The organism is Ruegeria sp. Ofav3-42 (assembly GCF_022347725.1).
In the GTDB taxonomy this organism is placed as follows: domain Bacteria; phylum Pseudomonadota; class Alphaproteobacteria; order Rhodobacterales; family Rhodobacteraceae; genus Ruegeria.
The window spans coordinates 13,963-34,547 of sequence record NZ_JAKRGB010000022.1 but is presented as its reverse complement, the minus strand read 5'-3'; the positions used below and the strand labels follow the sequence as shown (position 1 = coordinate 34,547).

At 56.8% G+C, this 20,585-nt stretch carries 18 protein-coding genes and 1 pseudogene; 12 read left to right on the top strand and 7 right to left on the bottom strand.

Features of this window, described 5'->3' with window-relative positions:
* Positions 1–98: 98 nt before the first annotated feature.
* The 3 genes from MHN28_RS22415 to MHN28_RS22405 all read right to left on the bottom strand — a co-directional run bounded on the left by MHN28_RS22415 (position 99) and on the right by MHN28_RS22405 (position 3,991).
* Entirely contained in the window at positions 99–689 is a 591-nt protein-coding gene (locus tag MHN28_RS22415) for a polysaccharide biosynthesis/export family protein (protein WP_239345007.1), read from the bottom strand.
* A 117-nt stretch (positions 690–806) separates the two neighbouring features.
* Positions 807–3,239 (bottom strand): tetratricopeptide repeat protein, encoded by a 2,433-nt coding sequence (locus MHN28_RS22410; protein WP_239345005.1) that lies wholly within the window; start codon positions 3,237–3,239, stop codon positions 807–809.
* Positions 3,240–3,313: 74 nt separating this feature from the next.
* The gene (locus MHN28_RS22405) at positions 3,314–3,991 is read right to left on the bottom strand and encodes a sugar transferase (protein ID WP_239345003.1); all 678 of its coding nucleotides are present in this window, start codon (positions 3,989–3,991) and stop codon (positions 3,314–3,316) included.
* A gap of 576 nt (positions 3,992–4,567) precedes the next feature.
* On the opposite strand from MHN28_RS22405, the gene MHN28_RS22400 reads away from it, so the two are divergent.
* The 3 genes from MHN28_RS22400 to MHN28_RS22390 are packed head-to-tail and all read left to right on the top strand — an operon-like array spanning position 4,568 to position 6,923.
* Positions 4,568–5,053 carry a UDP-N-acetylglucosamine--LPS N-acetylglucosamine transferase gene (locus MHN28_RS22400; RefSeq protein ID WP_239345001.1) on the top strand — a complete coding sequence of 162 codons (486 nt, stop codon included), beginning with the start codon at positions 4,568–4,570 and terminating at the stop codon, positions 5,051–5,053.
* Entirely contained in the window at positions 5,050–5,562 is a 513-nt protein-coding gene (locus tag MHN28_RS22395; RefSeq protein ID WP_239344999.1) for a glycosyltransferase, read from the top strand. Before MHN28_RS22400 ends, MHN28_RS22395 begins: the two co-directional genes overlap by 4 nt.
* Before the next feature lie 17 nt (positions 5,563–5,579).
* On the top strand, positions 5,580–6,923 hold the full coding sequence (locus MHN28_RS22390; protein ID WP_239344997.1) for a nucleotide sugar dehydrogenase: 1,344 nt from the start codon (positions 5,580–5,582) through the stop codon (positions 6,921–6,923).
* Positions 6,924–7,023: 100 nt separating this feature from the next.
* Here the strand turns inward: MHN28_RS22390 and MHN28_RS22385 are convergent, their stop codons facing one another.
* Both MHN28_RS22385 and MHN28_RS22380 read right to left on the bottom strand, forming a co-directional pair.
* Positions 7,024–7,263, bottom strand: coding sequence for a hypothetical protein (locus MHN28_RS22385; RefSeq protein ID WP_239344996.1), 240 nt, complete (start codon positions 7,261–7,263; stop codon positions 7,024–7,026).
* A 163-nt stretch (positions 7,264–7,426) separates the two neighbouring features.
* Entirely contained in the window at positions 7,427–8,815 is a 1,389-nt protein-coding gene (locus tag MHN28_RS22380) for an AAA family ATPase (RefSeq protein WP_239344994.1), read from the bottom strand.
* A gap of 422 nt (positions 8,816–9,237) precedes the next feature.
* Here MHN28_RS22380 and MHN28_RS22375 point away from each other — a divergent pair, with 422 nt between their 5' ends.
* The 9 genes and pseudogenes from MHN28_RS22375 to MHN28_RS22335 form a co-directional block, all read left to right on the top strand.
* Positions 9,238–10,257, top strand: a complete 1,020-nt coding sequence (locus MHN28_RS22375) for a replication initiator protein A (RefSeq protein WP_239344992.1) — start codon at positions 9,238–9,240, stop codon at positions 10,255–10,257.
* A gap of 276 nt (positions 10,258–10,533) precedes the next feature.
* Positions 10,534–11,589 carry a tyrosine-type recombinase/integrase gene (locus tag MHN28_RS22370; RefSeq protein WP_239344990.1) on the top strand — a complete coding sequence of 352 codons (1,056 nt, stop codon included), beginning with the start codon at positions 10,534–10,536 and terminating at the stop codon, positions 11,587–11,589.
* A gap of 565 nt (positions 11,590–12,154) precedes the next feature.
* Entirely contained in the window at positions 12,155–13,336 is a 1,182-nt protein-coding gene (repA, locus tag MHN28_RS22365) for a plasmid partitioning protein RepA (RefSeq protein WP_239344988.1), read from the top strand.
* 1 nt (position 13,337) lies between these two features.
* On the top strand, positions 13,338–14,312 hold the full coding sequence (repB, locus tag MHN28_RS22360; RefSeq protein WP_239344986.1) for a plasmid partitioning protein RepB: 975 nt from the start codon (positions 13,338–13,340) through the stop codon (positions 14,310–14,312).
* A gap of 205 nt (positions 14,313–14,517) precedes the next feature.
* The gene (locus MHN28_RS22355; protein ID WP_239344984.1) at positions 14,518–15,561 is read left to right on the top strand and encodes a helix-turn-helix domain-containing protein; all 1,044 of its coding nucleotides are present in this window, start codon (positions 14,518–14,520) and stop codon (positions 15,559–15,561) included.
* 154 nt (positions 15,562–15,715) lie between these two features.
* Positions 15,716–16,888 carry an ATP-binding protein gene (locus MHN28_RS22350; protein ID WP_239344983.1) on the top strand — a complete coding sequence of 391 codons (1,173 nt, stop codon included), beginning with the start codon at positions 15,716–15,718 and terminating at the stop codon, positions 16,886–16,888.
* Positions 16,889–16,926: 38 nt separating this feature from the next.
* Positions 16,927–17,409: a hypothetical protein gene (locus MHN28_RS22345; protein WP_239344981.1), complete on the top strand. Its 483-nt coding sequence runs from the start codon at positions 16,927–16,929 to the stop codon at positions 17,407–17,409.
* Positions 17,406–17,747 carry a hypothetical protein gene (locus tag MHN28_RS22340; protein WP_239344979.1) on the top strand — a complete coding sequence of 114 codons (342 nt, stop codon included), beginning with the start codon at positions 17,406–17,408 and terminating at the stop codon, positions 17,745–17,747. Before MHN28_RS22345 ends, MHN28_RS22340 begins: the two co-directional genes overlap by 4 nt.
* Positions 17,702–17,931, top strand: a pseudogene (locus MHN28_RS22335) (Tn3 family transposase); the annotation flags it as partial. The gene MHN28_RS22340 and the pseudogene MHN28_RS22335, both read left to right, overlap by 46 nt.
* Positions 17,932–18,173: 242 nt before the next feature.
* Here the strand turns inward: MHN28_RS22335 and MHN28_RS22330 are convergent.
* Both MHN28_RS22330 and MHN28_RS22325 read right to left on the bottom strand, forming a co-directional pair.
* Positions 18,174–19,007, bottom strand: a complete 834-nt coding sequence (locus MHN28_RS22330; protein ID WP_239344978.1) for a CpsD/CapB family tyrosine-protein kinase — start codon at positions 19,005–19,007, stop codon at positions 18,174–18,176.
* Between the two features lie 41 nt (positions 19,008–19,048).
* Complete coding sequence (locus MHN28_RS22325; RefSeq protein ID WP_239344976.1) at positions 19,049–20,575, bottom strand: lipopolysaccharide biosynthesis; 1,527 nt, start codon at positions 20,573–20,575, stop codon at positions 19,049–19,051.
* Positions 20,576–20,585: the final 10 nt, after the last annotated feature.

The following is a 20,585-nucleotide window of genomic DNA, read 5'->3' as shown; positions in this document are numbered from 1 at the left end:
CATACGATTCAGAAAAACGGCAGGGGCTGCCAGGCGATCCGGCCCTGCCGTCGTAAAACGCGCAGAAGAAAACCCCTGCGCCAGTTTGCATACCGGATTTATTCGAACAGGCGCCGTTGCGGGACAACGATGACGTCCCCGGGAACCAGAACAGTGCTGCCGCCAACGCTGGGTTTTTTCCCGGTACGGAGGTAGTCATAGTAAAGAACCTGCTCACGCCGACGCAATTCGATGCGTTTACCAGCGGCAAATCTGGTCAGACCGCCCGCCTGCGCCAAAGCCTGCAGCAGCGTCGTACCCGGCTTTGCGTCAAGTAATCCGGGCGCGTTAACCTCACCCATGACATAGATGGCATCCGTATCAGGATCGACTTCTGTTCCCACAAGCTCGGGCAATGCGGTCGCGGCAACAGCAACATAGACATTGGGCTCGGCCGCAAATTGTGGCGAAAGCCCCGAGGTCAGCGCATCGCGGATCGAGCCCACCGTCCGACCGCCCGCCTGAATCGTTCCAGCAAATGGAAAGCTGAATGTACCATCGGGTAGAACCAGCACTCTTCTGTTGAGGCTCGGGTCTTCCAGAACTTCAACCTGAAGCGTGTCACCGGGCGAGACCCGATACCCGCTCTGCGCCTGAACAACGGTCACCGAAAGGATCAGGCCGAGAAGACCGATTAATGTTCTTAGCATCTTTTAAGCCCTCGAAAAATTGAATTTCTTGTTGAGCCTAGCGTGGAAGATGAGTCCATGTAAGCCACCTGTGGAGCGATGCGTTCATGCTGTGGTGAAATTGTGCCGCAATCAGAATCAGTTACCATTTTCGGCTGGGTTGGACAGGCCGGCGATTGCAGCCTGTATTTGTTGCGCCAGATCTTCAGGCAGTTCCAGTTCAGTGGCCTTTTCCAATGTGGCGCGCGCCTCTGTATTGCGGTTGAGCGCGGCATAGGTGACCCCCAGATGATACAGCACCGTGGGTTCCCCGGGCAGTTGCCGGGCTGCGAACTCCAGGTGTTTCAACGCCGCGTCGTAATCCCCTCTCCGATAGGCTATCCAGCCATAGGTATCGCTGAAATGCGGCACCTGACTGTTCCGCAGGCGGCGGGCAATGCGATAGGCCCGATCAAGGCTTTCCGCGTCATCCCGGGCTGCAACCAGCAAACTGGCAAGATTGTTGGCAACGACAACCGAACGGCTATCGGCTTTGTACAGGGCCTCATAAACATCAATTGCGCCCTCGAGATCGCCCCGCGCTTCAAGCGCGCCAGCCTGTATCCATTTCAGGTTGGCACTGTCCGGCAAAGCGGAAAGAGCCTGATCCAGGACTTCGGCCGCCTGTGCGGTCTCGGTTCCGGACAGCAAAACATAAAGCGCGATCCAGGTGCGCTCGCTCTCCGGCCGTTCTTCAAGCAGCGCCTCATAGACAGCGACGGCCTGATCCTGTTTCCCCATCCCCGCAAGGACCGAGGCCTGAAGAAACCGCAGCACGACATCCCCGGGCGAGGCTTCCAGCGCCTGGTCGAGATAAGCCCGCGCCGCCTCCAGATCGTTATTGCGCACATGGGCGCGCACAATTCCGATCTCGGCCATGTCACCGACATTGCCCCCCTCCCCCGACAGGTCTTCGAGGTAAGTCATCAGGGTTTCTTCATAGCCCTGCGCCGCAAGCAGGCCGGCGGTCAGCGCCTGGACCTGGGCAGAGGTGTCATCCCCCTGCGCCTGCAACCGGTCGATAGATTTCTGTGCGCTTCTCCAGTCCCGCTCAAGTATATGAATCTGCCCCAGGCGCGTCAGCAGTTGCACATTGCCGGGCTGGCGGCCAAGCGCGTCAGTCAGAACCCCCGCAGCCAGATTTCCGTTGCCTTCTCGCAGCAGATATTCGGCATAGCGTAAAGATTCCTCCGGTGCGCTTCCTGACGCTTCGACAGCCAGAGACAGCATTTCTGCCATCAGATCGCGATTGCCCTCCCGCTGATGGGCATTCGCGAGCAGTGTCATCAGTTCGGCGTCCCGGGGGCTGTCTCCAAGCGCCGCGCGCAACAGGACGATCGCATCACCGGTGCGGTCATCCCCGATCAGCCAGCCCGCCCTGAGCTTGACCGCGCCCACATGGCCGGTATCCGCATCCAGCACCTCATCGACAAGCGCGCGCGCGCCGGTTTCGTTATTGGTTGCCAGCAGCATATGCGCCAGCACCACTCTGGCATCGTTTAGATCGGCAGAAGGCTCTGAGGCCGCAATAGCGGCCTGAAGTTCGGCGATGGCAGCATCGGTTGCACCGGCTTCAAAACGCTGTCCGGCGCGCAACGCCTGAAACAGAGGCCGGTGCGCCAGTTCTCCGGCCAGCATTCTGTCAATCTCGGCGATGGCGGCGTCCGGTCCGCCGGTGCCTGCAAGAAACTGCAGCAGTGCCATCCGGTTTTGCGGATCGTCCTCATCCGGGTCGATGCGGCGACGCAGAAAGGCTTCGGTCGCCTCCAGATCATTGCGTGCCATGTACCAGGCGATTAGATTGCTCTGAATCCCGGAATCGTCGGGAAAACGTTCCACCATCTCTTCCAGCGCCGCTCCGATTTCGTCTTCCCGACCAAGCCGGCCCAAAACTGCGAGTCTGATATCGTGAAAGCGCCGCGTCTCAGGCGAAACTGAAAGCGCGGCTGCCAGCGCCTCAAGCGCCTCGGGCCAGCGTTGCTGACGGCCCCAGTCATTCACCACGATGAAATGCGGGATCACCAGTTCGGGCGCTTCGACAATCAGGGCGTTCGCCTGTTCGACGGCCTGCCCCATGGCGGCTTCATCCTCTGCCTCCAGCCCATCGCGGTAGGCAAGGCTGGCCAGAACCGCCCGCACCACCGGATCCTCGGGGGCCTGTTCGGCGGCCACCACAACATGGCGTTCGGCCTCTTCCCAGTCCCCGGACAACGCCGCCATCTGCGCCAGCGCGCGGCGGCCCTCGAGGTTATCCGGATATTGTTCTACCAGACGCAGATATTGTCCGTATGCCTCGGACACGTTACCGGCATCGCGGCGCATTTTGGCATAGGCCAACCGGGCTTCTTTGTGTTTGCCGTTCAGCTTGAAAACATTGCGGAATTCGATGGTCGCCCGGGCGAAATCACCATTTTCCAGATATTCCAGAGCGGCCTGAAAATGCTTCTCGGCCCGTTCCTCGGCAGAGTCGCATGCGACCAGAAGAATAAGGGCGGCACCCAAGGCAACGCCCCTGAAAGCTTTTTGAAGCATCTTAACCGTCATAGCAGGTTGCGTATTTAAAAATGCGATGTGTCCGCAATCTGTTCAAGAAAAACCTGCCGCGCTTAGCAGCCCGTGCAGCGCAGAACGACCCACATGGTGCGGGCAAGTATGGCCAAATCCGTCCCCGGCGAAAGCTCCGCCAGATATTGCGCGTCATAGTCTGCGCGGGCGGCAAAGCTGGTCTGATTGCGGTCGGAAACCTGCCAGGGGCCGGTAATGCCCGGACGCAACGCGTAATAAGCAGTGCCCGGATAGAGCTTTCTCTGCTCGGTCATCATCGGGCGCGGCCCGACGATGGACATACCGCCCAACAGAACATTCAGAAGCTGAGGCAGCTCATCCAGCGACGTGCGGCGCAACCACCAGCCAATCCGCGTGATGCGCGGATCATTCTTGAGTTTCTGATCGCTTTCCCATTCCGCGCGGGCGCTGGGGTTTTTGGCCAGATAGGCCGCCAGCCGTTCGTCGGCATCCGTCACCATGGTGCGGATCTTGAACAGACGAAAGGTTCTGCCCTCTCGTCCTATCCGTTCCTGAGTATAAAACGGACTGCCACCGTCCCGCATGACCAGAAGGGCCATGATTGCGATCAGGCAAAGCGAGATCGGTGCGGTTAGCAGGACAAAGAGAATGTCAAATGCGCGTTTTCCCCCCCGGGAGTATACAGATACCGGTTCCCATTGAGACTGAACCGGTGCGACTGTATCAACTGCACTCACACTTTTAACGTAACTCGTCATAATTAATTTTACTCCGGCACAAAACAACGCCACGAAAACTGCGGCCTGCCCACCCTCATTACATGAACCTAACAACACAGACTGTGAGGTCCGTCACATTTTTGCCCAGATTATTATTGGGACTCTGCTCAAATACAGGCAAGTTTTTAGCTGATTCCCATAACATTTCAAAGACAATTCCGGGGTGTCCGGCCGTTCGAAACCGGCAGCGCCCACAAAATGCCTTATTTTGAACGGCAATGTCAGAGATTCTTTGGGCGCGCTGTTTTCATCCGGGAACCAAATCCGGGTTCTGTCCGGGATTGCCCACCCCTGAGTTCCAATGCCCCTGCGCTATCACTCAGAAAAGTGCGATGGTGCCCGATGTGCCGCCAGGCACAGGTTTCACGCCACACTCGGCTGCTGCGACAGTCGCCGCCCCGGACGTAATCCGGCTCACCATCTCCTCCCCGGATTCGGAAAATGGTAGGCCCCGTGCCGACTTTGTCATAAACCTGACAATGCAGTTAATAGAATATGCCAAAACCTGCGGATTTGTTTGATGCGATTAAAAGACCTGTTCCCCGGAGATCACCCATGAGTAAAAGCCCCCCCCGAGTTCTGGCGGTTGCATCAGGTGGTGGGCATTGGGTGCAGCTTTGCCGGCTGATGCCCGCATGGGACGGATGTAATGTGACATATGTTACGACAGAGCCCGGCTTCAGGGCCAGAGTAGAAGCTCTGGCAGCTGAAAGGGGCCAGCCGAAACCCGGTTACCGGGTCATGATTGAGGCCAACCGGTGGCAAAAGCTGAGGCTGATCCGCTCACTCTTTCAGGTCGCAGCAATTCTCATCAGGGTCCGCCCGGATGTGGTCGTGACGACGGGCGCGGCTCCGGGTTATTTTGCATTACGGCTCGCATCCATGATGGGGGCTCGTACCGTATGGATCGACAGCATTGCCAATGCTGAGGAACTGTCCCTTGCCGGACAGAAGGCCGGAAAGCATTGTGATCTCTGGCTGACACAGTGGGAGCATTTGGCAACCTCGGAAGGCCCACGCTATGAAGGATCGGTCATTTGATTTTTCTGACGGTTGGAACCCATGAGCCTTTTGACAGGCTGGTACGCTGCGTTGACGACTGGTGCGGTGCCCGTGGCGTCGGAACCCGCGTCTTTGGGCAGATCACGAAGAACGCACAATACAATCCTCGCAACTTCGAGGCCGTCTCCACTCTGGAACCAGACGATTACAGCGAACGCTTCCGAATGGCCGAATTCGTCATCTCTCATGCCGGTATGGGGTCCATCATCATGGCGCAAAGTATGAAGAAGCCAATCGTTCTTCTGCCGCGGCGTGGGCATCTGCGGGAAACCCGCAATGACCATCAGTTCGCCACCGTAAAGCGCTTCGGTAGCCGGGCCGGGGTGTTTGCTGCACAGGAAGAAACAGAGTTGACGGAGTTGCTGGATCGAGTTTCTAAAGGAGATGTATCAGGCGGGGAAGAAGTTCCTGCCTTTGCTGATGTGCAGCTCATTGATGTAGTTAAAGATTTCATCCACGCCGGAGGCAGAAAAAGCCAAGGCGATTGATTGGGACGGTATTTAAGATGGATATGGAAAACGCGACTGACGCCAGACTTTTGGCAGCCCTGAACAACCAGACCGCCAGGATTGGCGTCGTCGGCCTCGGGTATGTTGGCCTGCCTCTGGCCGTAACGGCGGCTTTGCGAGGCTTTGCAGTAACCGGTTTCGACATTGACCAAAACAAGATCCGCGCTCTGGATGCGGGCAATAGCTATGTTGCCGCGGTAACGCACGAGATGCTGCAGGAAGCCGTAGATGACAGCGCCGTTTCGTGGACAACGGACTTTTCGAAATTGTCCGATTGTGATGTGATCGTCATTTGCGTGCCGACCCCTCTTACCCGCCACCGTGAACCGGATTTGTCCTTCGTCAAAGAAACCGGCAAGATCATTGCGGAAAATATGCGGGATGGAACGCTGATTGTTCTTGAATCAACGACATTTCCAGGGACGACAAAAGATATTCTGACGCCGATTTTGGCCTTGGGCGGGCTGGAACCCAACAAGGATTTCTGGGTTGCCTTCAGCCCCGAGCGTGAAGATCCCGGTAACAAGACATATCGCACGCATTCCATCCCGAAGATCGTGGGCGGCGACTCCGACATGGCCCGGACCCTGGCGGTGACTTTCTACAGTAAGGTCGTCGACAAGGTGGTCCCTGTTTCTTCGGCTGGCACAGCCGAGGCGGTCAAAATCACCGAGAACATTTTCCGGGCTGTCAACATCGCGCTCGTGAACGAGCTGAAGATGATCTACGACGCAATGGGGATCGATGTCTGGGAGGTGATCGACGGGGCGGCCACCAAGCCGTTCGGCTTCATGCCCTTCTATCCGGGCCCCGGCCTTGGCGGCCACTGCATCCCGATCGACCCGTTTTATCTGACATGGAAGGCCCGTGAATACGGGCATGCCACGCGGTTCATCGAACTGGCGGGCGAAATCAACGTGAACATGCCACACTACGTTGTGGCGAAACTGCGCGAAGCCCTGGATCGCCAGTGTGGGAAGGGCCTGTCAAAATCACGGGTTCTGTTGGTCGGCATCAGCTACAAGAAGAACGTTCCGGACATGCGGGAAAGCCCTTCAGTGGTTCTGATGGACATGTTGTTAAAAAATGGGGCAGAGGTCGACTTTCTCGATCCCCATATCGACAGCATCCCCCGTATGCGGGAATTTCCGCACCTGCTGGATCGCGAGTCTGTTCAACTTGGCGATATCAGGCCCGGTGACTATGATGCCGTGCTGATTTCGACGGATCACGATGCGATCGACTATGAAGAACTGATCCGCCTGGGACTTCCGATCGTCGACACCCGCAACGCCATTTCATCGCGCGGCCTGCCGATGGACCTGGTGACCAAGGCCTGACAGCGCTGCACATTCCGATGTGACAGGTGTTTCGCACGCGAAACGTTTCGTTACCCCTCAGAATGCGTGGAACTCTCCGGAAATCGGTTTGTGCGGGCCTTTACAAAGACCGCAGCCAGTCCTGAAGAGCCTGGGCAAGACGGTCCGAGATCGCATCGCCGACCGGTTCGATACGTCCCTCCAGTGCCAGGGACAGAATCTGCATCTCGGCTTTGGCGCTGTCACGGGGAGCTTTACTCAGTTGTTCCTTCAGCGCCTCTGCAAATCTCGGATCCCGTCCCATTTCACGGATCAGCGCCAGACCCAGCTTTTCGCTGATGGCTGAGGGAAACCACAGCACCGCATCGAATTCTTCAACCAACGCAATAAAGGAGCCGATCTTGGAGCGTTTCGACCGTGTCGCATTGCCAAAAGTTCCTGCAACGCGGCCGGGGGCAGTCGCTTGCGTTTTGCCATCTCTGCTTCTCCTCGAATACGTCGCGGCAGGTTCGCACCATCGGACGCTATTCCGCTGCCCGTTGTGCGGCCAACTCGTCGCGCCGCCACACACCCAGCAACAACCGCTTGAAAGCTGCATAGGTGGCATCAAAGGTTTCTCGACCACGGGCATAGGCTTCACGGTTGAAATCGCGGTAGTCGGCTTCATAGATACCATTCACCTGTTCGCCTGCCTGATCGATCAGCGCGGTGAAATCCTGCCGGTGCGGTGACAGCGTCTTGCCCAGATAAGCCTGCATCAATGCTGCCAACTCGCCCTGCTGCACCCCGTCGTAACGGGTGATCACCGCGCGCACAGCATCCCATTCGAATGCCATTTCGGGTCGCCCCAGGGCGCGGGCAGCGACATTTTCACCCTCTTCGATACTGGCGAAGGTGGAATGCAGCATGTCAAAGAACCGGCCCGTCGAGTCAAACTCCAGAAACGAAGCGCCAAGCGGCACCAGCAGGATGTCAGAGGCCGCCAGCCCGTTGATAGTCAGGTATCCAAGTGCGGGCGGCGTGTCGATGAAGACCAGATCATAGTCATTTAGCACGCCGTCAGCCTCAAGCCGATCGGTCAGCGCATCCCACAGCTTCCAGCCCCGTGCCTGCATCCGCCAGACAGGGATCTGAAACTCGGCCCAGTACAGGTTCAACTGTGCCCCAATCAGGTCGATGTTTGACCAGTGGGTGCTCTGTATGACATTCCGCGCGGTCATTTCCATGGCTGCACCCAACGCATCGTCCAGCGGTTGCGGTGGGTCGCCCCGATCCAGGCGGCGCTGGTTCTCGATCCGCAGATATTCTCCGTAGTGACGTGCCAGCAGGGGAAAGGCGGTTTGCCATTCATCCTCAACCTGACCGCCAAAGATCGACGTCATCGACCCCTGACTGTCGAGATCGATCACCAGCACTTTGTAGCCATCAAGAGCAGCAGACATCGCCAGATGCGCTGCCGTTGAAGTCTTGCCAACGCCACCTTTGAAATTGGCCACAGCTACCATCTTGGCAGGCTGTCCGGCAGGACGGTAGGGCAGGTAGTTTTTTGCTTTCGACCCCTGAGCTCCGAAAAAGGCGCGCAGCCGGAGTACCTCGTCCAGGGTGAACCATTTAGCACCGCCTTCCGTCTCGGACTGACCTTGCGGCAGATCGGGATTTTGTTTCAACACGCGGCGAAAATGAGCCTGGGCTACAGGGATCAGATAGCGGGTGATCTCCCAGGTGGAAAACAGGCGCAGTGACTTGTTTCCGGTTTCATTCAGACCCCGGCTGGCCAGATCTGCGCGACCGCGAGTGCAGGCCTCGGCAATATCCGCAAAACCCTGCGATCCTGTGGGTAAGTCCAGATCCGTCAGCGCCGCATCGGGATCTATGTTGAAATAAGGAGGAAGAGGAGTGCCGACCTTTGCCATGATGAAAACCGCTCGATGTGCTGTGTTTTTCCCATGATACCCAAAAAGGCGATACATGGAATAAATATGATTACAAATTCAATTTTTCTTAGCAAAATGAGGGGGTCATGATGCGGAAATGGCGCAATTTCTGAAGTCCTGCGGATTTTTTGATCTGTTAGATTCGTGTTATTTATTGTTATAGGAAGCCACCATTTAAAATTTTTTCTTTTATTAAAAAGAGTTGCTGCTGCTTTCCTGGACCTGACCGACTCTGAAACCACGATGAAACGAGTCTGAAACCCCGCTTGGGTGACTCTGAACCCCCGTTGTGCAGGGCTGTGGATAACTCTAGGGTGGGTGTCACTGAAACCACGAAAAAACGAGTCAGGTATAAGTTGTCAGCAAGGCCCCGAAAAAGAGGGCGACAGGAAGACAAGGACATGGGCAGGTCAATTACAGATACGTCGGGGGGGCTTCTTCCGGACCGCAGACAGCAGGGCGATTTTTTCGTCTGCGACGTTTTTGATGCGATCCCAAAGGACGACCTTGCCAGTATGGAGCATCCGCTGTTTTCGCTGGCGACCCGCCCGGACCGCCGCATCCTGAATTATGAACATAACGGGGTGCAGATCACGGTGACGCCGTCGGTAAAAGGGTTGGCGACGATCCATGACAAGGACATCCTGATCTTTTGCATCAGCCAGCTGATGGCGGCAATCAATGCGGGCAGACAGGTCAGCCGCACATTGCAGCTCAAGGCGCATGATCTGCTGGCGGCGACCAACCGGGAAACCAGCGGTGATGCCTACCGGCGGTTGCGCGAAGCCTTTGAACGGCTTGCGGGCACCCGGATTACCACCAATATCGTCACCGGCGAAGAAGAGACCACCACCGGGTTTGGTCTGATCGAAAGCTGGGAGATTGTGCGCAAGACACGCGGGGGACGCATGATCAGCGTTGCGGTGACTCTGTCCGACTGGCTTTACCGCGCGGTGCTGTCCAAGAGCGTGCTCACGCTTTCCCGTGATTATTTCCGGCTGCGTAAGCCGCTGGAGCGACGCATCTATGAACTGGCGCGCAAGCACTGCGGGCGTCAGCCCGGCTGGACGGTGTCGGTTGAGACCCTGCTCAAGAAGTCCGGTTCCGCATCGCCGCGCCGGGTGTTCCGCAAGATGTTGCGTGACATGATCGAAGCCGATCATTTGCCCGATTACGAAATTCGGGAAGAGCCTGGGGATCTGATCCGGTTCACCCCGCGCAGCGGCCTGATCGAACCGGACCGCCCTCCTCCGGTTCTGACCCCGGAGACACTGGAAGAGGCACGGCGTTTGATGCCGGGGGCCGATGTCTATGCGCTTGAGGCGAATTGGCGTGGCGTCTGGGCGCGTTCAGGGGCGCCGCGGTTGAGAAAGCCGGACGCGGCTTTCCTCGGCTGGGTGCGCAAGCGGGCCGGAGGATGAGGGTGCACACCGGAACATCCAGACCAGGTTCGCTCACCCCGCGCATGATCGAAGCGCTTGTGACCGGATGGACAAACAGTCCCCTGATGCGGGGATGAGACCGTCCGTGCGCATTTCGGTTTTGGCATTGATTACAAGCGATTTGGGCCTGGAGCTCTTATTATTACCAGTTTTTGCACATTATATGCGGGATCGGTAAAATCGCTATTATACCCGATAAGTATCGCTTATCATGTATAATTGATTTTGCCGGGAAATCGGCGCAGAATACCCCTTATGAAGTCCCCTGCCCCGTACCTTCCCGCCCCCTCCCCGGCCCTGTCCCAGGCGGATCAGGAGGCGCTGACCGACCTCTATATCCGCGGCACACCCGCCAACACGCTGCGGGCTTATGAGAGGGATTTGCTCTATGTCACGGCGTGGAAAACGGCCCGGTTTGGCAAGGCGCTGGACTGGCCGGAATCCGAGGCCATTGCGCTGGCCTTCATTCTCGATCACGCCCGCGATCTAGACGACGCGCCCGAGGAGGACATCGCGCGTCAGACGGCGGAGATGCTGATCGCGCAAGGGCGGCGCTGCAGCCTCACCTGCCCTGCCCCGTCGACGCTGGACCGGCGCATCGCCTCCTGGCTGGCCTTCCACCGGATGAAGAACCTCAACAACCCGTTTGGCACACCGCAAGTCAAACAGGCTCGGTCGAAAGCCCGCCGCGCCGCCGCACGCCCCCCGGCCCCAAAGTCGCAACACCCGATCACCCGCGATGTGCTGGAACAGCTGCTGGCCACCTGCCGGGGATCGCGCCGGGATTGCCGCGACCGGGCGCTGCTGATGCTGGGTTGGGCCAGCGGTGGACGCAGGCGGTCGGAGATCACCGGGCTGGGGCGCGAAGATGTCAGCCTGAAAGAGTTCGAAAAGGAGGGGCTGGTCTGGCTCTCGCTGCTGGAGACCAAGACTACGAGCAAGGGCGAGACGCCCCGGCTGGTGCTGAAGGGCCGCGCGGCGCAGGCGCTGGTGCATTGGATCGAGGTTGGGGAAATCCGCGATGGCTCGCTGTTCCGGCCGATCTCCAAGGCCGACCGGGTTTTGAAACGCCGCCTCAGCCCGGACGCGATCTACCAGATCGTCAAACACCGCCTGAAACTGGCCGGGCTGCCCGAAGGCTTCGCCTCGCCGCACGGGCTGCGCTCGGGCTTTCTGACCCAGGCCGCCCTCGATGGCGCCCCGATCCAGGCCGCCATGCGCCTGTCGCTGCACCGCTCTCTTGCGCAAGCGCAGAAATACTACGACGACGTCGATATCGCCGAAAACCCGGCGGCAGACCTGTTGGGGTGAAAACAACATCGACCCAATTCATTCGCAACATCATCATTTGTTGGTTCCCAGTGTAATTTTCACCGAAGACCAGCATTGGAAAAGAAGCCACTACAACAGCAATTTGCTGGTACAGAGAACCTGACACTAATACGAACCCGTACTGCCTTAGCTCGTCGACTTATCTGTCGACACTTGCCAAAACAATCCACCCCTTTAGTCTGAAAGCGGCGTGAGGCATAACGCTCAATTGGTTTAATCATCTGCAACCTGAGTAAGAAGTGAGTGTATTGCAGTATTTAAGACAGGGCGTCGCGCGGTTCCAAAAAGACAAAGTGGCTGAGGTCAGGCAACTGCTAAAATGCGAGCTCTCAGACCGAATTAATACCAGTCCCATGCAACCATCAGGCACTACTGAAGCGCCAATTGTTGGTGTGAGTTAACAGCTGTTAACTTCAGAACGCTTGTGCAGGCCTCGTAGCGATCCACAAGTTATTGATTTTTCTCTTGACATGAAACGAAATGCGAGTGCCTAAATGTACGAAAGTTGCGCAACCATACAAAAATGAGCAGGAAAACTGCAACTATGCTACAGACCACACCCATTGCTGGGGCGACGCAGTCTCACGTTACACGTGAAATCTCCGATCGTCTACAAGTTGCACTGACGACTCACTTAACTCAGGCGTACTCTCCTGGGTTGTCAAAGACGCTCCGCCTCGTCAGCGCGACAGAGGTCGCCGAGCTGTTTGGGACAACCGGACAGTTCCTTCGAAAAGGCCATGCCGAGGGTTCTCTGCCAGAGCCGGAAGTTAACAAAAACGGCCGGCGTTTTTACTCCGGAGCCGAGATCAACGCGATGCGCCGAATCCTTGAAGGCAGTTCCAGAAAGCCGGGCAAGTACCTGCCCGGCCGCCGCGAAGGCGACCGGCTTCAAGTTATTCAACTTATGAACTTCAAAGGTGGCAGCGCAAAGTCCACCTCGGCGATTCACCTGTGTCACTACCTTGCGCTTCAAGGGTACCGTGTTCTGGCGATCGACCTTGACCCACAAGGCAGCTTGACCGGATTTTGTGGCATTCAGCCCGAGATCGAGTTTGAGGGCAACTCAATCTACGACGCTTTGCGCTACGAAGATCCAGTGCCGATGTCTGATTGCATTCGAGCCACTTACTTCCCCGGTCTGGATCTCTCTCCCGCCCAATTGATCCTGTCAGAGTTTGAAACAGAAACTGCTGTATACGCCCGAAAGGGCGTTCCGTTCTATAATCGACTTGCTAACGCGATCGAGTCAGTTGAAGCAGACTACGATGTCATCATTATCGATAGCCCACCATCTCTAGGCTTCTTAACGCTGGCCGGATTGTTCGCAGCAACGTCCGTGATCGTGCCGCTGACCCCGAGCATGTTGGACGTTGCTTCCACGCAGCAATTTCTTGAAATGACATCGGCGTATCTGGAAGAGTTTGAAAACTCGGGGATTCCGATTGTCCACGACAACTTCCGATTCCTCATTACCCGGGACGATCCTTCAGATACACCGTCTCAGCAAATTGTAAGCCTGATGCGGGCGCTGTTTCAGGATCGTGTAATTGGTGCGACAGCACTACGAAGCACCGCAATTGCCGATGCCGCGATGCTGAAAATGACGATGTACGAAGTTGTCCGTTCGGAAATGACGCGTTCTACCTATGACCGCGCCCGTTCAAGCATGGATGCTGTCGGACATGAAGTTTCAAATATGATTCAAACAGCGTGGGGCCGCTGAAATGGCACTTAAACAAAACAAAACCAGCATGGCAGCCGCAATTGCAGCTGCAGCTGGAAATCCGCCAATTCCACCTGCAAAGACGGAACGTGCTAACGCCGCGCTTCCTCGTGGCACCATAGCGTCGGTCCGTGTTGGGGCCGGCGGTATTCAGGACATCGATACCTCGCTCATTTTACCCTGGGGTCCGAAGGACAGGCTTGGCGTTGAGTTAACACCTGTTAACTCAGAAGGCGCGCCGAACGTCGACTCAGCTGTTCTTGAACTGGCTGAAAGCATCAAGGATGCAGGCGGCCAGCAAGTTCCGGTCCTACTGCGACCTTCAGAGGAAGTTGATGGTCACTTCGAGGTCATTTACGGGCGCCGTCGTATCCTGGCCTGTCAGCATCTGGAGCAACCTGTCCGCGCGTTAGTACGAGCGCTTGATGACAAGGAAGCACTTCAGGCAAAAGGCCTGGAGAACTCCTCCCGTGTTGATCTCAGCTACTATGAAAGAGCTCGGTTCGCGCGTGAAATTCTTGACCAGGGATATGACCGATCGGAGGCGATAACTGCGCTTGCAATTTCCAAGAACACGCTGTCGCAATTAGAGCGGGTCACAAACGATATTCCCGATGATCTCGGGGATATGATTGGCCCGGCACCAAAATCCGGGCGCCCTAAATGGACAGCGCTCGCCGATGCGTTGCGAAAAAAGACGATAACAGCAGACAAGGCCAAAAAGCTCTTGGAGACGCTCAATGCAGCGAATTCGGACGATCGGTTGAACAGGCTTCTCGGTAGCTTGACCCCCAGGAAAGAAGCACCAGAAATCCGACCAGCACCAGACGTTGTCATCAAGACCAGCAATTCTGCGGTGAACATGACGATCAAAAGAGCAGGGGACAATAGGGCTTATACACGTTGGCTAGAGGAAAACCTTGGTCAAATTGTTCAGGAATCCTACGAGCGTTTCAAAGAAATCGCCGAGGAGTAAGCGAGTTAACAACTGTTAACTCTGCATGAGGCAACGAGCAAAGAGGAGGAAGACAAAAAGAAACCCCCGAAACCTAAGGCTCCGAGGGCTAACAACCAACTAGTGGTTATAGATTAGACACCTAAACCCTAACAGCCCGCGAATCACGAGACAACAAAAAACGCCTCTGGGTGAACAGGTTTTCTTTGTCTGCTGACAAAATCTCATGAAAACACTAACTGCATTAGCTCCAAACGGAGCAACCTTGTCGGAACCGGCAGGGAAGGGGTCTAGTACGCCAAAAAAATGGAGACTTCTTCGGGCCGTTGAAGAGGCCAGAGAGCCTCTTGGGTTAAAATCTACATCTCTCAATGTCCTGAGGGCGATGATTTCCTTCATGAACGGAGATCAGATTTCTGTAGACCAGGATGATCACCACATTTGCTTCGCTTCCAACGCAGCGATCGCCAAACGAACTCATGTCAGCGTTCAAACTGTTGAGCGCCACATCTCAGCGCTGGTTGAGCTAGGGCTTATTCGACGCGTTATGAGCGCGAATGGTAAACGTTGGGCACGCCGGAATCGACAGGGTAGGGTGGTCACCGCAACTGGGTTGTCCTTACTACCGTTGTCTGAAAGGCATGCTGAGTTCATCCAGGAAGCTCAGAGACATGCTGATCAAGTTCTCGAGTTTACTGTTCTCCGCGACAAGGTTTCTGCAGCTCTGGCGCGCCTCAGGGAGCTCTTGGCAGACGACACTGCGATCTCAGATTTGATGCTCACCGTACGCAATGCTTTGCGTCGTAAACCGGATGCAAACGTACTTAGCGGACTGTTGGCGGAAATCTCTGAGATAGCACAGGCAGATACAGAAAATCTGAGGGACAGTGACATTGAATTTGAGGGGCACAAAGAGGACTCTTTGAATCCGGAAGTTAAGAAAGAAAAGCTTTCTCAGATTCAAGTTTCCCCAGATCAAATGGAGCGCAGTTTTCCCAGGTTGTGCTCGGAACTACGCTTTGCGAAAGATCAGGCGCATTGTGATCGAATTATGGACTCCATTGCAGGCCAACTACAACTTGGCGAGACCTGGTACGCTATGAAGACCACTCATGGCCCAGCCTTACGTTTCATGATCCTAGGATACATTACCCAACGGGCGGAGACGATACGGTCCCACAAAGCATATCTGATTTCACTGGCAGCCAAGATTGACAGGGGTGACATCGCACCCATAGCTATGTTGGCCGGCAAAACGAGCAATCCATGATGTGGCACAAAAAGGCACGAGTAATGGGCTGCACACCATTGGATTACTAGTTTGGGCAAGGGATGCAGACGATGGATGATTGCGCCGATTTGAAAGCTGAAAGAGAAACTCCCCTCGAAGCTTATCCTTGTAAATCTTCCATTGAATGGAATAAATGCAAGTTATGATCGAACGCAGTGACAGAAAATCAGTTGAAGATTCTCTGGAGAACCAGGCGGGCGTAGTCCTGCTTGGGCCGCGGCAAGTTGGGAAGACAACACTCGCACAGGATATCGCTGAAAGCCGTGACGCTGTCTATCTTGATATGGAGAGATCTGCCGATCGCCAGGTGCTCGAAGAGCCCGACCTTTATCTCGACGAACAAGTTGGACGCCTGGTGGTGATCGATGAGGTTCAACTTATGCCAGGCCTGTTCAAGGCCTTACGCGGTCAAATTGACCGACGGCGAAAGCAAGGGCATCGAACTGGGCAATTCCTGCTGCTCGGGTCGGCCTCGAACACGCTTCTGCACCAAAGCGCAGAATCCCTGGCGGGACGGGTCAGTTACCACGAGCTGACGCCTTTCACCTTGTCGGAAACCGGAGCGGATGCGCTCTCCGCACTCTGGTTGCGGGGTGGGTTTCCAGACAGCTTCCTGGCGAAAAACGACCGAACCAGCCTGGCATGGCGTGAGGATTTCATCCGCACCTATCTGGAACGCGATGTTCCGGCTTTCGGGTTGCGCATTCCGGCGGAGACATTGCGCCGGTTCTGGACAATGCTCGCCCATGAGCAAGGCGGGTTACTCAACGCGGCAAAACTCGCTGGAAACCTGGGTGTCTCCGGCCAGAGCGTTGCGCGTTATCTTGACTTGCTGGTTGACCTGATGCTGGTGCGTCGCCTACCGCCCTGGCATTCCAATGCCGGGAAACGTCTGGTCAAGTCTCCCAAAGTTTATATTCGCGATTCTGGTCTAGCCCATGCGCTTCTTGGGATCGAAACACAGGAAGACCTGCTGGGGCATCCGGTTGTCGGCGGCAGTTGGGAAGGATTCTGTATTGAAAACCTGATCGCTGCGGCGCCACGCGGAACAGAAGCAAGCTTCTATCGTTCTTCTGCAGGGGCTGAGGTGGATTTGATGTTGAGGCTTCCTCGTGGCGCCCTATGGGCCATTGAGATCAAGCGAACGACATCAGCGAAAATAACGCGAGGGTTTCACATCGCGACTGAAGAACTGGACGTCTCAGAACGTATCCTTGTCTATGCAGACGACAGGGAGGTTCCGGGGCAGGGAGGGGTCAGGGCAATGCCTCTCATAAGCGCTATGGAACGGTTGGCGTCTGCATAGACGTGAGAGGGACAGGGCCGATGATAGCGTGATCGAAAATGGACGTGGCAGACCACCTCTGGCAGAGCCTTGGCGTAGACTTCGCGGCAGGTTCGCCATGCCCCTGCTTAGTCAGATCTGTCACGGTCGGCGCGATCTCAGGCGTCACCGGTGTCATCATCGACGCGAAAGAAAGCCTGGTGCGTCCCGACGATCCGAGCAGCATATCGTTCTATGTGGATATGACGGTCGACGGCAAAGACGCGCTGTACCGGATTTGGGGCACAGCTCTGCAAGACCAGATGGCGCGGAACAACATCTCGATCGGCGACATGGTCACCTTTGTCGAAACGGGCAAGGAAGAAGTCACCCGCGCGCGCAGGAATACCGAGACGGACGAGATGGAGCGGGTCAATGTCACCCGGAAGGCCTGGGATGTGAAGAACATTGATCGTCAGGTTGACCGGGACCTGGAGGTGCAGGAGCGCTTGCGCCGGGAACGCGCGGATCGCGCCAAGGGAGATCGGGGCATCAGCCGGTGAGCCGCCATCTTGAAAGCACGTTGAAACGAGTGTTCGGAGAGCAATTGCTCTCCGGTCCGCACCTGTCTGAAATCGTCCTGAACCCTGATGGACGGATCTGGGTCGAGCGCAGCGGCGAACCTGCCATGCGCCCGCTTGAGGATCCGCTGGGTGACGATGACGCACAAGCGCTGGCGCAGGACCTGGCGGGCGGAAATCCGATCTCCAGCAAAACGCCGCTAGCCTGTTCGCAATTTGAAATCGCAGGTTCGCTGTGGCGGGCCCAAGTGGCGGTCAAACCCGCTGTTGAAGTCGGCGTAGCCTTGCCAAGGGCCAGCACTATCGAATGGCTGGGCTAAATCTCCTTGCAGCCATCATCATCTACTGGAAAACTGAAAATCTCGGAGAAGCGATCACCGCGCGAAAGCACGCCGGTCTGGACTGTCCAGATCATCTTTTCGCGCATATCTCGCCACTGGGATGGCCCACATTCTCCTTACCGGCGAATACAGGTGGAAAAATCAAAGCCGTCACTCCTTATGATACGACCCTGCCTATACCGGGATGGGGTTCAGTATAGGCAGTACGAAATTTTTACGTGGGGCAAGATTTTGGAAGATCAGAGCGTGACTCTGTAGCTCTTAATCTGCGGCGGATTACATTGCCGTACTATTCTGCCGTCACCCGTAAGCGCCCTATGGTTTCCCGGCCGAGAGAAGAGGCGATGAAACCGTTTATCTTGAGCCGGGGGCGCAGCGCCAACAGAAATTCAGCGGGATGTGGGCTTAATACCCATACCCATATCCATATCCATACGCGCCCTCTGTATAATGGGCTTTGTTCAAAACGACACCCATCACATTCGTCAGTTCCGACAGCTGGCGCTCGGCTACATCTATCTGGTCGACGGTGGTGCGTTCGGCTTCGATCAGCAACAGGGCGCAATCCACATTTCCGAGAAAACCGAAATTGTCATCGACCTCCATCAGCGGGGGCATGTCGAACAGCATGAGATCCGGTTCGAACCCGGCTTGTATCGAATTCAGAACCTCGCTGGCTTTCCCGCTTTGCAGGACCTCGGCGGCACTCCGGACGGTGCTGCCATTAAACCCCAGCGCCACGTTGTCGCCAAGCCGCTGAGCATGCTTGGAAAACGGCACTTCTCCTCGTAGCACATCGGCCATTGTGTGCTGGCAGTGCTGGCCGAGAATTCTGCGCAATCCACTGCGGCGCAGGTCGAGGTCCAGAACAATCGTGCGCAGGTCGGACTGGCGCCCGAAGCTGAATGCGAGATTGGCCGCCGTGGTGCTCTTGCCGCAGGCGCTGTGCGGTGAAACCAGCGCGACCCGCTTCCAGTCCCGGCTTTTGGCTTGTTGCAGAATACGGGTGCGCAGCATGTCAAACGGGGCCGCAGCAGGACCGTCGGCGCTGGCAACAAGCCGGTTCTGGGTGATGACGGACTCGGGTACTTCGATCGGGGCCAGATCTTTCCAGCACGTGCGCAGGCTTTCGTCTGTCGGTTTGACAGGTTTTGCCACCGGTGCGGCGGCAGGACGGGATTCACCGGCTTTCTGCCGCTGCGACCGCGCCTTTTCTATGGCAACCTGCAGTTTTTCCATCGACCGTTACCCTTCCCGATCAAAGCTGTTCACGCGGTGGATCACCAACGCGTTCCGATTTTTTCCATAACCCTCTCGGCCACCAGATCCAGCGGCTGATAATAGGTATGTATCGCATATACTCCTGCCGACACGGTAATGAATATGATCGTGATCCGCATCAGCTTGAACCCCCGCCGCCGCCAGATTTCCCCCGGTGTCGGGATGTAGGGAATGGTCGCCAGAGGCGTGATATCCAGGCGCGCGATCAGGTCTTCCGGCCGCCGGACAGATCGGTTCAGCAGTTCCAGCAGCACAACCAGACCAAGCCCGGCGAGAATCCCCATAAAGCAGCCACCGGCGGCGATCACGGCCCGGTTGGGCTTGGATGGCCGGTTCGGCACAACCGGTGGTTCGATTACGGACACGCGCTGTCCCTGCGCCGTCACCTCGATCCGTTCGCCGGTACTGGCCCGGGACAGCCGGTCAACGGCCAGATTGTACTGTTGTTGCAGGTTGTCCCGGGCCTGGGTCAGTTCCTCGATCCGGATTGATGTGGCAGGCGTCCGGTTGATCGTGTCAGTCACTTTTTCCAGCCGCGCCTGGGTCGCGGACTGCTGCCCCCTGAGCACGTCGATACGGGTTGCGATCTCGGCCAGTTGTACGTCAAGCAGGGCGTTGCCCGTGGTGTCCCCCTCGTCTTCCGCACGGGGCTGAACCGTCTTTTCCATCTCGGCGATGCGTGCCTTGAGCACCTTTACGCGCGGGTTCTGTTCGGAATAGACGATCAGTGCCTCGCTGAGCTGGCGACGGAGATCTTCAAGTTCCCGGCTTTCCGGAGACTGCTGCGCCCCATCGTAGCCGTTCACCCGTCCGGTGGACTCGAAGATCAGGATCAGGTTCTGGCGCTGATCCTCAAGGCCCGCGATTTCGCGTTCGAGCATCGCCTGGCGCTCTTGCAGAAGCGTTTGCTGGCTGAGCTTGTAGTCAAGGCTTTCGGGCAGCGCATCGGAGTTTTCGGTCTTAAAGGCAAGCAGGCGGGCATTGCGTTTGGCAAGTTCTTCGCTCAGGCGCGCCACTTCCTGCTCGAAAAACTCCAGTGTCTGCGCCGCGCGCGCGGTGCGGGACCGGACGTCTTCCTGCTGGATCAGGTTCAGATACTCATTGAGCACCCCCGCCGCGACCGCGCCGGATCGTGCCTCGAAGCTGATTTGCATCAGCGGCACCGGAGCCCGGTGGCTGCTTTCGCGCACCGTTGTGCGGGCCCGCATCGCCGAGACGATCCTGTCCGGTGACATTTCCGAGATATCCGGGAATACCCTCTGCCGGTTGGCGATATCGATCAGATTGGCACGGGTCAGCAGCCTTTGTTCAAGAAGCTCCAGCTGCTGCTGCGCCGGGGTGCGCACCGTTGATGCGGCCAGATCGTCGGGAATCCGGGGCGCTTCGACGATCAGTTTCATCTCTGACACATAGGCTGGCGGCAGAGAGAACGCGATGATGATCGACACCGCGCTGATCACGGTTGCGACAAGCATGAAATACGGCAGCCGCCGCGAAAAGATCGACCAGTAAAACCGTAAATCCACGTTCAGCTAT

What these genes read in the sequence shown, in the direction of transcription:
- MHN28_RS22415 (WP_239345007.1), bottom strand. Translation starts at nt 689, where the DNA reads ATGCTAAGAACATTAATCGGTCTTCTCGGCCTGATCCTTTCGGTGACC.
- MHN28_RS22410 (WP_239345005.1), bottom strand. Translation starts at nt 3,239, where the DNA reads ATGCTTCAAAAAGCTTTCAGGGGCGTTGCCTTGGGTGCCGCCCTTATT.
- MHN28_RS22405 (WP_239345003.1), bottom strand. Translation starts at nt 3,991, where the DNA reads ATGACGAGTTACGTTAAAAGTGTGAGTGCAGTTGATACAGTCGCACCG.
- MHN28_RS22400 (WP_239345001.1), top strand. Translation starts at nt 4,568, where the DNA reads ATGAGTAAAAGCCCCCCCCGAGTTCTGGCGGTTGCATCAGGTGGTGGG.
- MHN28_RS22390 (WP_239344997.1), top strand. Translation starts at nt 5,580, where the DNA reads ATGGATATGGAAAACGCGACTGACGCCAGACTTTTGGCAGCCCTGAAC.
- MHN28_RS22380 (WP_239344994.1), bottom strand. Translation starts at nt 8,815, where the DNA reads ATGGCAAAGGTCGGCACTCCTCTTCCTCCTTATTTCAACATAGATCCC.
- MHN28_RS22375 (WP_239344992.1), top strand. Translation starts at nt 9,238, where the DNA reads ATGGGCAGGTCAATTACAGATACGTCGGGGGGGCTTCTTCCGGACCGC.
- MHN28_RS22370 (WP_239344990.1), top strand. Translation starts at nt 10,534, where the DNA reads ATGAAGTCCCCTGCCCCGTACCTTCCCGCCCCCTCCCCGGCCCTGTCC.
- repA (WP_239344988.1), top strand. Translation starts at nt 12,155, where the DNA reads ATGCTACAGACCACACCCATTGCTGGGGCGACGCAGTCTCACGTTACA.
- repB (WP_239344986.1), top strand. Translation starts at nt 13,338, where the DNA reads ATGGCACTTAAACAAAACAAAACCAGCATGGCAGCCGCAATTGCAGCT.
- MHN28_RS22355 (WP_239344984.1), top strand. Translation starts at nt 14,518, where the DNA reads ATGAAAACACTAACTGCATTAGCTCCAAACGGAGCAACCTTGTCGGAA.
- MHN28_RS22350 (WP_239344983.1), top strand. Translation starts at nt 15,716, where the DNA reads ATGCAAGTTATGATCGAACGCAGTGACAGAAAATCAGTTGAAGATTCT.
- MHN28_RS22345 (WP_239344981.1), top strand. Translation starts at nt 16,927, where the DNA reads ATGGACGTGGCAGACCACCTCTGGCAGAGCCTTGGCGTAGACTTCGCG.
- MHN28_RS22330 (WP_239344978.1), bottom strand. Translation starts at nt 19,007, where the DNA reads ATGGAAAAACTGCAGGTTGCCATAGAAAAGGCGCGGTCGCAGCGGCAG.